Annotated in this window: 16 protein-coding genes and 1 tRNA gene; 8 read left to right on the forward strand and 9 right to left on the reverse strand. The window is 39.7% G+C overall.

Annotation, left to right across the window (positions count from 1 at the left end; genetic code table 11):
• Positions 1-74: 74 nt before the first annotated feature.
• Together BUR11_RS16985 and BUR11_RS16990 are read left to right on the forward strand one after the other, a co-directional pair.
• Positions 75-446, forward strand: a complete 372-nt coding sequence (locus BUR11_RS16985) for a response regulator (protein WP_074226223.1) — start codon at positions 75-77, stop codon at positions 444-446.
• Between the two features lie 77 nt (positions 447-523).
• On the forward strand, positions 524-1,117 hold the full coding sequence (locus tag BUR11_RS16990) for a porin family protein (protein WP_074226224.1): 594 nt from the start codon (positions 524-526) through the stop codon (positions 1,115-1,117).
• A 51-nt stretch (positions 1,118-1,168) separates the two neighbouring features.
• On the opposite strand, the gene BUR11_RS16995 is transcribed toward BUR11_RS16990, so the two are convergent.
• The 5 genes from BUR11_RS16995 to BUR11_RS17015 form a co-directional block, all read right to left on the reverse strand.
• On the reverse strand, positions 1,169-2,323 hold the full coding sequence (locus BUR11_RS16995; RefSeq protein WP_074226225.1) for a hypothetical protein: 1,155 nt from the start codon (positions 2,321-2,323) through the stop codon (positions 1,169-1,171).
• On the reverse strand, positions 2,320-3,507 hold the full coding sequence (locus BUR11_RS17000; RefSeq protein WP_074226226.1) for a hypothetical protein: 1,188 nt from the start codon (positions 3,505-3,507) through the stop codon (positions 2,320-2,322). Before BUR11_RS17000 ends, BUR11_RS16995 begins: the two co-directional genes overlap by 4 nt.
• 102 nt (positions 3,508-3,609) lie before the next feature.
• The gene (locus BUR11_RS17005; RefSeq protein ID WP_074226227.1) at positions 3,610-4,317 is read right to left on the reverse strand and encodes a gluconate 2-dehydrogenase subunit 3 family protein; all 708 of its coding nucleotides are present in this window, start codon (positions 4,315-4,317) and stop codon (positions 3,610-3,612) included.
• A gap of 3 nt (positions 4,318-4,320) precedes the next feature.
• Positions 4,321-6,063 (reverse strand): GMC family oxidoreductase, encoded by a 1,743-nt coding sequence (locus BUR11_RS17010; protein ID WP_074226228.1) that lies wholly within the window; start codon positions 6,061-6,063, stop codon positions 4,321-4,323.
• A gap of 128 nt (positions 6,064-6,191) precedes the next feature.
• Entirely contained in the window at positions 6,192-6,878 is a 687-nt protein-coding gene (locus BUR11_RS17015) for an arylesterase (protein WP_074226229.1), read from the reverse strand.
• 239 nt (positions 6,879-7,117) lie between these two features.
• Here BUR11_RS17015 and BUR11_RS17020 point away from each other — a divergent pair, with 239 nt between their 5' ends.
• Complete coding sequence (locus BUR11_RS17020; protein WP_074226230.1) at positions 7,118-7,795, forward strand: ABC transporter ATP-binding protein; 678 nt, start codon at positions 7,118-7,120, stop codon at positions 7,793-7,795.
• Positions 7,788-10,310 (forward strand): ABC transporter permease, encoded by a 2,523-nt coding sequence (locus tag BUR11_RS17025; RefSeq protein WP_074226231.1) that lies wholly within the window; start codon positions 7,788-7,790, stop codon positions 10,308-10,310. Before BUR11_RS17020 ends, BUR11_RS17025 begins: the two co-directional genes overlap by 8 nt.
• A 303-nt stretch (positions 10,311-10,613) precedes the next feature.
• Here the strand turns inward: BUR11_RS17025 and BUR11_RS21425 are convergent, their stop codons facing one another.
• From BUR11_RS21425 to BUR11_RS17045, 4 genes are all read right to left on the reverse strand, one after another.
• Positions 10,614-10,784 (reverse strand): GIY-YIG nuclease family protein, encoded by a 171-nt coding sequence (locus BUR11_RS21425; RefSeq protein ID WP_317045296.1) that lies wholly within the window; start codon positions 10,782-10,784, stop codon positions 10,614-10,616.
• Positions 10,778-10,859: transfer RNA gene (locus tag BUR11_RS17035), tRNA-Leu, on the reverse strand. Before BUR11_RS17035 ends, BUR11_RS21425 begins: the two co-directional genes overlap by 7 nt.
• Positions 10,860-10,947: 88 nt before the next feature.
• Positions 10,948-11,247: a putative quinol monooxygenase gene (locus BUR11_RS17040; protein WP_074226232.1), complete on the reverse strand. Its 300-nt coding sequence runs from the start codon at positions 11,245-11,247 to the stop codon at positions 10,948-10,950.
• Between the two features lie 4 nt (positions 11,248-11,251).
• Positions 11,252-12,022: an SAM hydrolase/SAM-dependent halogenase family protein gene (locus BUR11_RS17045; RefSeq protein WP_074226233.1), complete on the reverse strand. Its 771-nt coding sequence runs from the start codon at positions 12,020-12,022 to the stop codon at positions 11,252-11,254.
• A gap of 102 nt (positions 12,023-12,124) precedes the next feature.
• Between BUR11_RS17045 and BUR11_RS17050 the strand changes: the two genes are divergently transcribed.
• The 4 genes from BUR11_RS17050 to BUR11_RS21205 all read left to right on the forward strand — a co-directional run bounded on the left by BUR11_RS17050 (position 12,125) and on the right by BUR11_RS21205 (position 14,469).
• Complete coding sequence (locus BUR11_RS17050) at positions 12,125-13,114, forward strand: PhoH family protein (RefSeq protein ID WP_074226234.1); 990 nt, start codon at positions 12,125-12,127, stop codon at positions 13,112-13,114.
• Positions 13,083-13,523: a GNAT family N-acetyltransferase gene (locus BUR11_RS17055; protein WP_074226235.1), complete on the forward strand. Its 441-nt coding sequence runs from the start codon at positions 13,083-13,085 to the stop codon at positions 13,521-13,523. The genes BUR11_RS17050 and BUR11_RS17055 overlap by 32 nt, the downstream gene beginning before the upstream one ends.
• Before the next feature lie 29 nt (positions 13,524-13,552).
• The gene (locus BUR11_RS17060; protein ID WP_074226236.1) at positions 13,553-14,125 is read left to right on the forward strand and encodes a DUF3575 domain-containing protein; all 573 of its coding nucleotides are present in this window, start codon (positions 13,553-13,555) and stop codon (positions 14,123-14,125) included.
• Between the two features lie 203 nt (positions 14,126-14,328).
• A complete protein-coding gene (locus BUR11_RS21205; protein WP_159439241.1) occupies positions 14,329-14,469 on the forward strand; it encodes a hypothetical protein in 141 nt (46 codons plus the stop codon).
• Positions 14,470-14,525 lie beyond the last annotated feature (56 nt).

Here is a 14,525-nt window from a genome sequence, read left to right on the forward strand (position 1 = left end):
TTTTTGGAATTGATGCTGGTATGAGATGAATTTCATATACTTATAAAAGTATTTTGTAAAATGACATACCAAGTATGCGTGTATTAGTAGTCGACGATGATGAGATTCACTTATTGATTCTTCGAAAGATTTTCGAAAAGTCCCATGACATGGTGGTTACTGCGCATAATGGATTGGAGGCATTGAAGGTTTTAGAAACCGATCATGGCTTTCATGTAATCCTTACCGATATAGTCATGCCAGAAATGGATGGCATTGAATTTTTAATGAATTTCAAAAAGCAGGATTTTTCCAAAAGAATTCCAGTTATAGGTTTTACTGCAGGAGATGTAGAATATTACCGTAAAAAGAGTGCGATTGCTTTCGATTCGCTGGTTTCTAAACCTCTGGATTTTTATGATTTATACACTTTAGCCAAACTAAAAGTGGACGCCCAGCTCAATTGATTGTTGGCTTGGCAAGAACATTGCTAAATTTTTTTCACAAACCTTCGTTATTAGGTGACTAAACCAATTTAGCAGCTATGAAAAAACTTCTTTTTACGTTCGCCTTTTTGAGCTTTGCCCTATCGGCATTCTCTCAGGATTTTGCCATCGGACCCAAGGTGGGGATCAGCCAAACCAAATTAGACCTTTCAAAAGAGTACCTTAAATCTGGAGATGCCAAGTTTGGCTATCATGTCGGATTGTTTGCAAGGGTAGGATTAGGTGGTTTCTTTGTTCAACCTGAATTACTGTATACTCAAACCAAAGCAAGGTTCTCCTTTGAGGAGATGGGATCTCAGCCAAGCAATGAGTATGAGTCTAGCTTTAATAGACTGGATGTCCCAGTGATGCTAGGGTTCAAGTTATTCAATGTGTTGAGGCTTCAAGCGGGGCCTATTGCAAGCTTTAATGTCAACTCGGAATTAAAGAATGCGGGAGAAGATGTGCGGGATGTGGACTTTAAAAAATCTACCCTAGGTTACCAGGCAGGTCTTGGTTTGGATATAGGAAACCTGATTATCGATGCCAAATACGAAAGCGCTTTAGGGAATATCTCTAACTCGGTGGGAGGTTATGAAACAGACCATCGACTGAACCAATGGATTCTATCCTTAGGATTCCGATTGTTTTAAACTCACATGGGAATAGAAAAGCCATTTGAAGATGAATTAAAATGGCTTTTTTTATTTCTGTACAATCCGGGTTTTGTAAATAACGGAATAATCGTTTTCTACTTCTGAGAAATTCAAATTGAACCAAATTTCATCTCTGGAGACAAATTTTGCCAAATTGGATAAAAGCTCATTTTTTTCGATGAGTTTACTCACCGCTTGTCCGTCAAAAATTACATAGCCTGTCGTATTCACTTTATCCGCATTTTCAAAAATTTGATTGAAATCACTAGAAACACCAGACATTGCTTCTTCGGCCTCTTGGTCTGTCAACCCTGAAGTGTAAAAGATCAAGAATTCTCCACTCTCCATTTTTTTAAGGTCATTGATTGACCCCAGTAAAAGGTCCCTAATATTGAAGCCTCCGTTTTCTAATCCTTGACTGCTGTTACGCTCTATGAATTCCTCAAACGGAATCGTTTTGGTAAATGCAGGACTATCCAAATTGGATAAGGAGAAGGTGTAAAGATTGGGCTCATTCCTAAATATGAAATACAAGGAATCCTGATCCACGTCAAAAACAGGATAATAATCAAAGCCAGCAAAATTAGCTTCTGGATTTGCAAACTTAGAAGATTTAGGAATTGGAATAATTGGTTGGTATTCTCCGGTATTCACATTCACCTTTTCTAAATTCCTGCTGTTAACAAGATCATTTTGTTCTGGATACCTTCCCTGGATTTTGAAGAAATAATTTTCGCCCTGTTTGATTACTGATTTTGAAGAAGAAACGATCAGATTGGCACTGCCAGAAAATTCTGGTTTAAAGGTATTGAGAAGTTCTCCCGAAAGCTTGTATTGGACAAGGTTCATCGTGGTTGGGATAAGGTATTCCTCATTGTTGATGAATAAGGCTTTCCCACTTTTATTTATGTAGGAATTGGGGCCGTCTTCCGAGTTGTTGTATTGGTATAGGATTTCTCCTTGGCCATTTATAACTAAAATATCATTGGACCCTTGATCCTGCAAAAGAAAGGTGCTTCCATCAGGACTGATGTCCATTAGGGTCAAGTTGCCTAAATGATCCACTACCAGTGAATCGTATATTTCAAACTCTAAATTTTGAGAAGGAAGGGGAATAGAGGTCTGTTCAGCCACTTTTTCCTCTGAGCAAGCAATTGAGAAAACAGCTAAAGTGACTATCAATAAGTTGGTTTTGAGTTTCATTTTTCTAGAATTTTTACCTTGTATATTCTTAAAAAATCTTCCTCTTGTTCTTCATTGGCTGCTTTTTCCATCCAGAGAAATCCATTTGCAGAAGTAAACCCAGTTTTATTTATGTTGTCAGGAAGGGGGATGATTCCTTCAAGTTTTAAAGAATTTTGATCAATCACTAAAAGTCCTTGGTCCAGTTCTGCTTCTAGTTTTTCATATAATTCTCCAGCCTCTTCTTGTTTGCCTTGTTCCCAAAGAAGTTCTGCTTCTTTCATCTTTTCAGGATCTATACCTGGGTAGTAATGCAATAAAATTTTATTGTCAATAATATGGATATTCCGAATGGAAGGGGTGCTTCCACTAATTGTAACAGTTCCTTCGGAAAACTCAGATAGATCTTTAGGTACTAATGTTTCAAAACCAGGAATAGAAAAGGAGATAGCAGTGTCAAGAGATGCTCCTTCTGAAGAAAGATTGTAAACATGGAGTTTTTGTTCTGCTCCAAGACTGATATATAGTTTTCCATCTTTTGTTTCAAAAGCTGGGGCATAGTCGCTTTCATAATAACCTGTGCCGTTCAAAAACATACTTCCCTCTTCAAACGGAACCATTTCAGTGAAACTTCCTGATTCAGGATTGATTAATTCCAATGCCTTGAAACTATTATAGAATTTCATTTCGCCATTAAAACTATCCCTTGACCTGACAGACTTTGTGATCAAATAGTCATTTCCATTGATTTCCGTGGATTCTGTGTGTTTCCCTGGAAAGGCCATAAAACCTGCTCCTCCAAGGGATTCTGGATGATCCATTTTCTTGATCAAATTACCTTCATAATCATAAAGGAAAATGCCCTTCATTCCTACAATAGCTATTTGATTTGAGCCAAAAAAACCGGGTACTTCCATCATGAAACCATAGGCATCAGGGGTGTCCTCTTTTTTTGAGAATTTACTTTGAATCTCACCTTCCGCATTTGTGACGATTAGGTCTGAGCTCGCAAAGTCATAAAAAAGAAATTTTGATCCATCAGATTTAACATCAGCTATCAAAGGATTTCCAAGTATAGCGAGGTCCAATGAGTCCAATATTTCTAAAGAATAAGAGGTGGGTTCAATAATCGTCTCTGATTTCTCGGAGCAAGAAATAGCAGAAAGCAGCAAAAGGTAGAAGCTGGTTTTGAGTAAAGATTTCATGTGGTTTAGTTTCTTGAAAAATACTAATTAGAATTTATCTGGAAAAATTCGAAAGAAAAAAGCCCCTGAAAAATTAGTTTTCAGAGGCTTCTGGTCAAAATTTTAACCGATTAGGTTTCCTTCCTCATCCCATTTGGCTACCGTACCACGGTCTTCCGGTTTGAGATAGATCGGTACATATTTTTCAGGTAAGGTAAAGCCATGTTTATCCATCACTTCTTGAGGTACCCCATCCCAAACATTAGGTTGATTTCCTCTGTAATCAATGTATTTCCATCCCGCTTCGGTAGAGAAATAACCTGAACAAGTAAGATTTCTAAGCAGGTTAAACCATTTGACAGCTCCTTCATATTCAGGAGTTGCTTTATCCGGCCACGCTACCAATTCTACGATTTCAATTACTTGATCATGGCTTAGTTCCAAGAATGGCTTACCGAATTTCTCATCAGCTTCAAAGTCCAGCCACATCAATCCACCTCTCATCGGGGTTTGATTATAGGGCATGTCCTTCATGATGAATTCCATGAATTCTGGAACTTTTACTTCTGTGGCAGAAGGAGATTCAGCATCCTTTGGGATAATGATATCCACCAAGATATTGAGTTTCTTCATTTCATCTTCTGTAAAGAAGTTTTCTGAAAGAAGTTCTTGATCTCTTAATTTCTCCTCTTCGGTTCTTCCTCCAATGGTCCCTCCAGATAGTAGTGCTTGTTTAGGAAGCGCCTGCTCTTCAGGAGAACATCCTGCTAATAATAAGCCTGTTCCAACCGAACCGGTAAAGAGTAATTTTAGGTTTTCTCTTCTGTTCATGGCTTAGATATTTTTTTGTTTCAATTGATCCACAATATATTCTGAAGTTCTCCAGCTTAGGGCTAAAATGGTCCAAGTTGGATTCTTATCTGCTTGAGATACAAAAGGCCCAGCATCTACCACGAACAAATTGTCACAGTCATGTGCCTGGCAATTTGAGTTGACCACAGAACCTTTAGGGCTATTCCCCATTCTGGTAGTGCCTACTTCGTGGATGATTCTACCTGGAGCATGCAATCCATACTGAGATTCTGGCCCTGGCTTTTCACCCAATAGGATCGCTCCCGCATTGGTTAATATTTCCTCAAAGGTATCATGCATGTGCTTGGCTTGCTTCAACTCCTGATCAGTCCAGTTGTAATTGAACTTCAATACAGGGATACCATATTTATCTACAGTGTTAGGATCGATTTCGCAGTAGTTTTCATAACGAGGAATACTTTCTCCTCTTCCTGACATGCCTAGGGTGGATCCGTAGATTCTTCTCACGTCTTTCTTCAATCCTTCTCCATATCCTCCATTTGGGCTTGGGTTGCCAAACTCATCTTTGATGAATTTACGCATGGTGTCCATGCCACCGCCAGCTCCGTAGGAAGGTTGGCCCATTCCACCCCAATACTCAATATGGTATCCTCTGGCAAAATCTAGCTTTTTGTTGTCCAACCACCATGGAGTGTACATGTGCATACCGCCTACACCGTCCTCATTGTATCTGTCTCTGTCAATCAGATCAGGAAGGATTCCCATTCTATCTGCACCGGTAGAGTCATGAAGGTAACGTCCCAAGGCACCGGAATCACCGCCAATGCCATTTGGATGGGTTTTGGATTTGGAGTTCATCATGATACGAGCTGACTCACAAGCAGAAGCACCAAGTACTACCACTCTTGATTTCAGCTTGTATTCTTTCATGTCGACTTTGCTTACAAAAGATACCCCAGTGGCTTTGCCGGTATCATCTGTAGTTACCTTCCTTACCATGGAGTGTGTGTACAAGTCAACTTTACCCTTTTTCATAGCCGGATGAACCAAGCAGGTTCCCGCAGAGAAATCGGCATACACTTGACATGCTCTATTACATTGGCTACAGAAGAAACAAACGCCTCTTTCATTATTGATCGGACGGGTCAACATGGAAAGTCTTCCCGGGATCATCGGCATTCCTGCTTTATCAGCTCCTTTTTTCAAGAAAAGCTCGTGTAATCTTGGCTTTGGAGGAGGAAGGAAAAATCCATCTGGTTCATTATAAATACCTTCTTTTGAACCAAATACACCGATTAACTTATCTACTTTATCGTAATATGGTTTCAGGTCGTCATAACCTATAGGCCAATCATCTCCTAACCCATCAATACTTGCTCTTTTAAAATCATTCGGTCCGAAGCGTAGAGATATTCTTCCCCAGTGGTTGGTACGTCCACCGACCATTCTTGACCTGAACCAATCAAATTTAGTTCCATTGGCTCTAGTGTATGGCTCACCTTCTATATCCCAGCCACCAATAGCGGCATCAAAATCACCAAATGGGCGAATTCTTGTTCCTGCACCTCTTCTTGGTGATTCCCATGGTGGACGAAGCTGAGTTCTATCTTCGTCTTTTGCTGGGTCAAAATCACCTCCAGCTTCTACTACTGCTACTGACAATCCGGCCTCAGAAAGGATTTTTGAGGCCATCCCGCCTCCAGCTCCAGATCCCACAATGATTACATCATAGCTGTCTCCGGATGATTTTATCTGAAAACTCATTTTTGAAAATTTTTAATGAAGTTTAAAAATTACTTCAATTTTTTCGAAAATGAAATTAACATTAGCTCTGAGTAGGGATATTTTCAATAAATGGCGGAAAAGTTAGAATTTTTGAAGAATCTGATCTGCTAAATTTCTTCCTTCAGGTATTCCCATACATTTTCAAACACTAGCTTATGACCTTCTTCGGTGGGATGGATTCCATCGGGTAAGTTGAGTTCTTTAATGCCTCCGACATTTTGTAATAAAAATGGAATGAGAGTCACATCCTTTTCTTTTGCTACTTCTGGGTAAATAGATTGGAATTCTTGAGAATATTCTGGTCCCATGTTAGGTGGAATCTGCATTCCTGCCAAAATGATTTTGGTGTCTGGATATTTGGTTTGAACCTTATCAATGATCGTTAAAAGATTCTTTTTGGTTTCACTTAACTGGATTCCTCTCAGGCCATCATTGCCCCCAAGTTCTAGTACAAAAATGTCTGGTTCATCTTCTAGAAACCAGTCGATTCTTCCCACTCCACCAGCAGTAGTTTCTCCGCTCAGTCCTCCATTGATTACTTTATAGTTTTCTCCTAAACTATCTAAGCGTGCTTGAACCAAACCTGGGAACGCGAGATCCTGCTCAATCCCATATCCAGCAGTGAGGCTATTGCCAAAAAACAAGATGATCTTCTCGTCACTTTTTTCTTCTACAACTTCTTCTTTGGTCTGATTTTGAGCAACCTTCTCTTTTTTCTCTGAGCAAGAGATAAGGGAAAGGCTAAGAGCTAGGCTAAGAATGAATATTGGAAAATTCTTGAATTGAAGATTCATAGGGTTCAATAGTTTAACATGTAAAACTATATACCCAAAAGCAATTTCGTGCCAAAAGGTTCGATTATTCTAATTCAAATACTCAAAAATGGGACATTGGAGTTGGAAATGAACCCTTTTTCTGGGAGTGCCTACTCTAATTTGTTGGTTTATGGCTTGATTACTATCTTCCACAAACTAAATTGGAGGTTTATCGTTAAGTCATAGCCAATCCTTTTACCTACTTCTTTTACCACCCCATGAATATTTTATCAGTTTCTGACCTAAGCAAGGTCTACCAAAGTGGCAGTAGAAAACTTACTGTGCTGGATGAAGTGTCATTTGATATAGAGTCTGGAGAGATTATATCCATTGTAGGCCCTTCAGGTAGCGGAAAAACCACCCTTTTGGGACTTTGTGCCGGATTAGACTCCGCTTCCAAAGGAAGTGTAAGTCTAAATGGAGAAAATCTTCAGACCATGAATGAAGATCAACGTGCAGCGGTGAGAAATCAGCATGTTGGTTTCATTTTCCAGAATTTTCAGCTTTTACCCACTTTGACTGCCTTAGAAAATGTCATGGTTCCTTTGGAGCTGAAAAAAAGGAAAGATGCCCGTGTGAAGGCACAGGAATTATTAGAAAAGGTAGGTTTAGGAGATAGGGCGACTCATTACCCGACACAACTTTCAGGGGGGGAACAGCAGCGAGTTTCCATTGCAAGGGCATTTGCCAATGAGCCTAAGATTTTATTTGCGGATGAACCTACAGGGAATTTGGATACGGAAACAGGAGAGATGATCGAAAAGTTGATTTTCGATCTAAATAAAGAGCAAGGAACCACTTTGGTATTGGTGACTCATGATTTGGATTTGGCAGCAAAAACCCAGCGTATTATTCATATCAAAGGTGGTAAAATACAGGAGGATGCCCATGCCTGATTTTAGATGGATAATGAAGATGGCTTTTCGGGACTTCCGGAAAAACATCTCTAGACTTTTATTATTTGTCAGTTCCATCGTAGTAGGAATAGCTGCTTTGGTAGCGATTAGTAGTTTTGGCGAAAATCTGACAAAAGATATTGACAATCAGGCCAAAGAGCTTTTAGGAGCAGATTTGAGATTGGAAAACAATCAACCTTTAGGGGATCAGTCTGTAGATTCTTTAGCTATTGAAATGGCCTCTGAGGTAAATTTCGCCTCCATGGTAGCCTATCCTCGAACCGGAGCCAGTAGACTTACCCAAGTTCGGGCGTTGGAAGGAGCTTTCCCTTTTTATGGTGTTTTAGAAACTATTCCTGTCTCAGGAGAAGCAGATTTTAGGGCAGGAGGGAAAAAGGCCTTAGTAGAAAAAACTTTGATGGCTCAGTTTAATGCTGAAGTCGGAGATGTGATCAAGGTAGGGAATGTGGAATTTGTGGTTTCCGGAGAATTACAATCAGTACCAGGGCAAACGGGGATCACTGCGACGGTAGCACCTGCGGTTTATATACCCATGGATTACCTTGAGGAAACTGGTTTGGTTCAATATGGAAGCAGGGTAAATTACAACCGGTATTATTTGTTTGAACAAGGAACCAATGTAGATGAGCTGATTCAACCTTATGATGAACAATGGGAAATTGATCGGGTAGATGCAGATACTGTAGAAGATCAAAAGCGTTCCACTGGGAGGTCATTCTCCAATATGTCCAACTTTCTGAGTTTGGTGGCATTTATCGCCTTATTATTAGGTTGTGTAGGCGTGGCAAGCGCAGTGAACGTATTTGTGAAGGAAAAGCTTGCTTCTGTAGCAGTGTTGAGATGCTTGGGCGTCTCATCGAGGGATGTTCTTTTAATCTATTTGGCTGAAATCAAGATCATGGGCTTGGTGGGAGCACTACTTGGTGCCTTTTTGGGTACTCTATTACAATTTGTGCTGCCTGCTGTATTTGCTGATTTCTTACCTGTTGAGGTAAGTTTTGGCATTTCTTGGCTCTCTGTTGGTTTTGGAATCATCACCGGTCTCTTTGTTTCAGTATTGTTTGCTTTATTGCCTTTGTTGAAGGTTCGAAATGTGTCTCCGATGGCCACCTTAAGACCTGAAACAGCTGATACTACCTTGTTGAAAGATCCACTTCGATGGATGGTAATTGCAGGGATTTTATTGTTTATTTGGGCATTTAGTTTTTATCTGCTGGATCGGGTGGATTTTGCCTTTGGTTTTACTGCTTTCGTGGTTTTTGCTTTTGGCATATTATGGGGCATTGCACAGTCCATTATTTGGGCAGTCAGGAAATTTCTACCTATCTCTTTTTCCTATCCTTTAAGGCAGTCTTTAGCCAACTTGTACCGTCCAAACAACCAAACGGTTTCTTTAATTGCCACCATTGGATTGGGTACGGCGATGATTTCTACCCTCTTTTTCCTTCAAAATCAATTGTTGGAAGAAGCGCGTTTCGCTGATAAAGAAGACCAGCCCAATATGCTGATTTTTGATATCCAAACGGCCCAATTGCAGGCGGTAAAGGATAAAATAGAATCTTACGATTTACCTATCATGCAAGAAGTCCCCATCGTGACCATGCAACTGAATGCGATCAATGGGATTGATAAACAGGCAAATGAAGAACTGCCAGAAGAGGAAGATTATTCTCGTTGGATTTATAATCGGGAATTCAGGGTGACCTATCGGGATACTTTGATCTCCTCAGAGACTTTGACTTCGGGAGATTTAATTCCTGTTGGTGCTCGTGGGGATAGTATTTTTGTCAGTTTTGAAAAAGGATTTGCGGAGGGGAATCGATTAAAAATAGGAGATGAGATTGAGTTTAATGTACAGGGACGTCCAATCAAAACCTATATTGGGAGTTTCCGAGATGTGAAGTTTAATCAGGTTTCTACCAATTTTTTGGTTCTATTTCCTAATGGAGTATTAGAACAAGCACCTAAGTTTCATGTGCTGATTACCAAAACCAAGAATGATCGAGAGGCAGGTTCGGTACAGGCGGATATCGTAAGGCAATTCCCTAATATTTCCATTATTAACCTAGGGACGATCGTGGCAACTTTGGAGGAAATTTTGGGTAAGATCAGCTTTGTGATTCAGTTTATGGCCTTCTTTAGTATTGCTACAGGGATTTTGGTGTTGATCAGTTCCTTGATTATTTCTAAGTATCAGCGTATGCGTGAAAGTATTTTGTTGAGAACCTTAGGTGCCAATTCGGGTATAGTGAGTAAAATCAACACCTTGGAATATTTCTTTTTGGGAAGTTTGGCCTCAATGTCAGGGATTATCTTGTCTTTTGGAGCCACCTGGTTACTGAGTGAATTTGTATTCAATATCCAATTCCGTGGAGCTTGGGGTTCAGCATTGATCCTTTATTTGGGAATTACTGCCCTGACGATTGTCTTGGGATGGTTGAATGGAAGGAAAATCATCAATCAGCCTCCAATGGAAATATTGAGAGGGAATTAAATTCTGAAATGAGAATTTTGAAGTATAAAAGGCTCGCAGGAATGCGGGCCTTTGTTTTTGAGGTTTATTCTTGGATCTAAAAAGAAAAAGCCCGCTTTTTAGCGAGCTTTTGTACCCAGGGCCGGACCTGCCTGCCGGCAGGCAGGGTCGAACTTAAATCAATGAAGCGATTTAAGGAATTCCTTTCCTGATCCACTTTTAAGATATTTTTCTTTATTTCTAGCTAGTGTCCTTGTATTAAATCCTTCAAGGTAGATTCTGACAAAAGGAGCATAGGGTTTCGTGGTTTTGTTATATCCTTTATTATGCTCCAAAATTATGCTCCAAAAACCTCCTTTTAGGGTTATTGGTAAGGCCTACATAAATATAATTTCGTGAAATGCTTTTAATGGCATAGACGTAAAAAGCATTCAGCCTTAAAATTAAAAAGAAAACCCCTTCAAAATTGCTTCTGAAGGGGTTTTGTGTACCCAGGGCCGGAGTCGAACCGGCACGCCCGAAGGCATTGGTGTTTGAGACCAACGCGTCTACCAATTCCGCCACCTGGGCTTTTGGTAAATTCTGAATTCTCAGAATCTCGGTCCGTTGCTTTCGTAACGGGATGCAAATATGAGTAAAGAATTTTTTTTCTACAAACTCATTTTTCCACTTTCTGTAATTTTTTTGAACTAAAGGCTTGAGGTTTTTCTGAAAACAAGGTCTTAGTGAAAGTCCATACGTTATTAAATAGCTCAGAATCACGATATTGATTCAGGTGCTCTTCGCTTTCCCAATGGCTATACGTCATGAAAATATTTTTTTTATTTTCATCCTGCCAAAGCTCTAAATGATGGCAACCAGGAAAATTCCGGATGGATTTCTTATGAATCTCAAAATTCTCTAAAAAAGCAGCCACTTTTTCTTCATGAAATGTCATACGTACAATCCGGATCAACATGGCTTTATGGGTTGAAATTCACGAAGACCACACTGTCATATTTCAAACCCAATAAATCTGCCCCATGCCCATGGTTTATACCGATTTCTAATAAATTCAAGCTGTTGAAAAAAGCGAAGCAATCTCCTGGTTCCACTTGATCATATCCTTTATCCAATCGGGTAACTTCTTCTCTGCCGAATGCAATGGTGAATTTTCCAGGGTTTAGTTTGTCAAACACCTCTTTCTGGATGTTAGTGATCAAATTACCATATCGATCTACGCGTACCACATGCCCAAGAATTTGCTCCCGGGTAGCTTTGGCTTGGCGTCCCATCAGTTTCCGGAAATTAGTCAATGGTCCTCCAAAATCATGGATCGCGGCACCACTGGCTACTTTGGCTGCAATAGGAGCTAAAATATCTTTGGCAGGAAAGGAAGTGTCCTTCAAGTGAATGTCTGCAAATTGAACCATGATTCCTGGGTCATGATCTGCCAATAAACTCAAAATCCCATTGTTGGGACCTAAGAAAATATGTTCTTCCAGTTTGATCCCTATATAACCATGTGTATAGGATCCAGTGGTATTGATGGCCACCAGATGTACGGTACCCTTTGGGAAATCACGAAAAGTAGAACGTAAGACAAATGCCGCGTGGGCGAGGTCAAACGTGTCTATAGAATGTGAAATATCTATAATGTTCAATTGTGGGTTCACTGCAAGCATTTTGGCTTTTACTGCAGGAACGTAATAATCTTTGTCCCCAAAATCTGAGAGGAATGTCACCAAAGCCATAGGAGCATGTCAATTAAAATTGTGTACTTTTGTTAGAGGAGCTGCGGACAAAAATAGAAATTTATTTGTTCGTCTAAGGATAATCTAATCAAAGAAAACAGATTGGTAGAAAAAGTAATCACTTTAGAAAACGTGCCTTTGGCCGAATTTTTAGGTCAGGCCAATGAAAATATCAAGCAAATAGCGCTTGCTTTCCCTCAGAGTAAGATTATTTCCAGGGGAAATGAAATCCGAATCAAGGGTGGAGCACCAGAGATTTTGCGAATAAATGATGTGCTCAACTTATTGTTGGAACATTTGGAGCGCTTTGGTCATCTTACACCAGAAAATGTCAAGGATTATTTGGATGTGGAAGGGGTGCCTTTCGAAGAAGCAAGTAGAGATCAAGTAATCGTTTTTGGGAATAAGGGATTGGTCATCAAGCCCAAATCTCCTAATCAGAGAAAATTGGTCGAGTCTGCAATGAATAATGATTTGGTTTTTGCATTAGGTCCAGCAGGTACAGGGAAGACATATATTGCAGTGGCGCTGGCAGTAAGAGCGCTCAAGAACCGTGAGGTGAAACGAATCATCATTACCCGTCCAGCTGTGGAGGCTGGAGAAAATCTTGGATTTCTTCCTGGAGATCTTCAGGAGAAATTAGATCCCTATTTGAGGCCGATCTATGATGCCCTTTCTGATATGGTTCCTTCCGAAAAACTGAAGTTTTACCAAGAAACAAGGGTCATAGAAATAGCACCATTGGCATATATGAGAGGTAGAACCCTTCATGATGCTTTTGTATTATTGGATGAGGCTCAGAACACGACCAACGAACAAATAAAAATGTTCCTTACTCGAATGGGACCTAACTCCAAGGTGATTATCACAGGGGACCAAACCCAGGTTGATTTACCTGTTCGTCAGAAATCTGGTCTTTCTGAAGCTTTGAAGATCCTGAAAAATGTGAAAGGAATCGGTGTGGTGAATTTGAGTGGAAAAGATGTGATCCGACATAAACTAGTCAAATCTATCATAGAGGCTTACGAAAAAGATCAAGCTGAAAAAGACCGAATCAAAAATGAAACTGGAAGTAGAAAAAGTAGCAGCTGAGGACCAAGATCGGTTGAAGAAGGTCTACGCTATACGGAAACAGGTTTTCGTGGTCGAACAAAAAGTTCCAGCAGAGGCAGAATACGATGAATTTGAGGAAAATTCTACCCACTTTTTGGCTACGCTAGATGACGAACCGGTTGGTGCTGCCCGATGGAGGTTTACTGAAAAGGGAGTCAAATTGGAGCGCTTTGCAGTTTTGAAAGAAGCCAGGGGAAAAGGAGTTGGTCAAAGTATGGTAAAAGCGGTTTTGCTTGATATTCAGTCAGATCCTAAGTCAAAAGGCAAGATGAAATATTTAAATGCACAATTGGATGCTGTACCTTTATATACCAAATTTAAGTTTGAGAAGGTAGGAGATGTTTTTGAGGAATGTAATATTCTTCACTATCAAATGCAGTTGGCGTAAGAATTGTCATTCTATTTAAAAAAAATAATATGAGAAAATCCATTGTAACCATTGCATTGATCTTCGGAGTGATTGGATCTTTAGCTGCACAGGAAGTCGTTTCTAGTAGCTCGGGGAGTAATTATTATGGAGATTTCAACAATGAAATAAAAGTTAACTTCCTCACCTTAATCATGTTTGGGTCTTTTGAAGTTGCGTACGAACGTTATTTGAGTGAAGACCATTCCCTTGAGTTCAAAGGGTTCTTCAATGACCGATTTGGATTTAATAATGAAAAGAAAGGGAAGAAATATAAGACGAATTCCGTGCAAGCGGCTATGAATTTTTATCTGAATAGTAATGGAAGTGGTCGTTTTTACCTCTTTCCCCTGGCAAAAATCAGATTTGGGGACTTTGAGGAACCTTCCGAGTCAGGAGGTATAGAAACGACTGATATGACAGCCTTTATTTTAGGTGCAGGAGCAGGTTACAAGTGGGAAGTTTCTGAGCATTTTGCTTTTGGCCCTTATGCTAGCATCGGGAGAAATTTTAGTGATGATGTAATAGATAGATTTACAGGAATTGAATTTAATGCAGGGTTTAACCTAGGTTATCGTTTTTAAAAGCCATGCAGATAAACTGAAGAGCTCTAGATTAGGGCTCTTTTTTTTTGAAAAAAATAAACTAAATAATTAAATAAATTAAAAGCACTGTCTTGGGATTATCCATTTTTGAGACATCTCCCATGTTTTATTGCTGGGATGTTATTCCTGATTCTTTTCTAAGGAGTGGGAGGTGTTCTGGTTTTGCTTCAGATAAATTTAAAATGGATCCTCAAGAAAAAATGCTCTTTTTAAAAGCCCCTCTTTCTTTAGCCATTCAAAAGTGGGAGAATGATAAATGGGTAGAATTGCCTTCATCCAGTCAGATTTCCTTCGAGGGAGCTGCATTTCGGGTTCTTTTCTAGACCTTATTTTTGGGAAAGACTATTTATGAAGGTAAATTGATTATTCCTAAATCAAG

The sequence above is a fragment of the Algoriphagus halophilus genome (assembly GCF_900129785.1).
GTDB lineage: Bacteria > Bacteroidota > Bacteroidia > Cytophagales > Cyclobacteriaceae > Algoriphagus > Algoriphagus halophilus.

Excerpts from the sequence above, each read along its gene's own strand:
- BUR11_RS17000 (WP_074226226.1), bottom strand. The coding sequence starts at position 3,507 with ATGAAATCTTTACTCAAAACCAGCTTCTACCTTTTGCTGCTTTCTGCT.
- BUR11_RS16985 (WP_074226223.1), top strand. The coding sequence starts at position 75 with ATGCGTGTATTAGTAGTCGACGATGATGAGATTCACTTATTGATTCTT.
- BUR11_RS17025 (WP_074226231.1), top strand. The coding sequence starts at position 7,788 with ATGCCTGATTTTAGATGGATAATGAAGATGGCTTTTCGGGACTTCCGG.
- BUR11_RS17040 (WP_074226232.1), bottom strand. The coding sequence starts at position 11,247 with ATGTTGATCCGGATTGTACGTATGACATTTCATGAAGAAAAAGTGGCT.
- BUR11_RS17045 (WP_074226233.1), bottom strand. The coding sequence starts at position 12,022 with ATGGCTTTGGTGACATTCCTCTCAGATTTTGGGGACAAAGATTATTAC.
- BUR11_RS17015 (WP_074226229.1), bottom strand. The coding sequence starts at position 6,878 with ATGAATCTTCAATTCAAGAATTTTCCAATATTCATTCTTAGCCTAGCT.
- BUR11_RS21205 (WP_159439241.1), top strand. The coding sequence starts at position 14,329 with ATGGATCCTCAAGAAAAAATGCTCTTTTTAAAAGCCCCTCTTTCTTTA.
- BUR11_RS17020 (WP_074226230.1), top strand. The coding sequence starts at position 7,118 with ATGAATATTTTATCAGTTTCTGACCTAAGCAAGGTCTACCAAAGTGGC.
- BUR11_RS17010 (WP_074226228.1), bottom strand. The coding sequence starts at position 6,063 with ATGAGTTTTCAGATAAAATCATCCGGAGACAGCTATGATGTAATCATT.
- BUR11_RS16990 (WP_074226224.1), top strand. The coding sequence starts at position 524 with ATGAAAAAACTTCTTTTTACGTTCGCCTTTTTGAGCTTTGCCCTATCG.
- BUR11_RS17060 (WP_074226236.1), top strand. The coding sequence starts at position 13,553 with ATGAGAAAATCCATTGTAACCATTGCATTGATCTTCGGAGTGATTGGA.
- BUR11_RS17005 (WP_074226227.1), bottom strand. The coding sequence starts at position 4,317 with ATGAACAGAAGAGAAAACCTAAAATTACTCTTTACCGGTTCGGTTGGA.
- BUR11_RS16995 (WP_074226225.1), bottom strand. The coding sequence starts at position 2,323 with ATGAAACTCAAAACCAACTTATTGATAGTCACTTTAGCTGTTTTCTCA.
- BUR11_RS17055 (WP_074226235.1), top strand. The coding sequence starts at position 13,083 with ATGAAACTGGAAGTAGAAAAAGTAGCAGCTGAGGACCAAGATCGGTTG.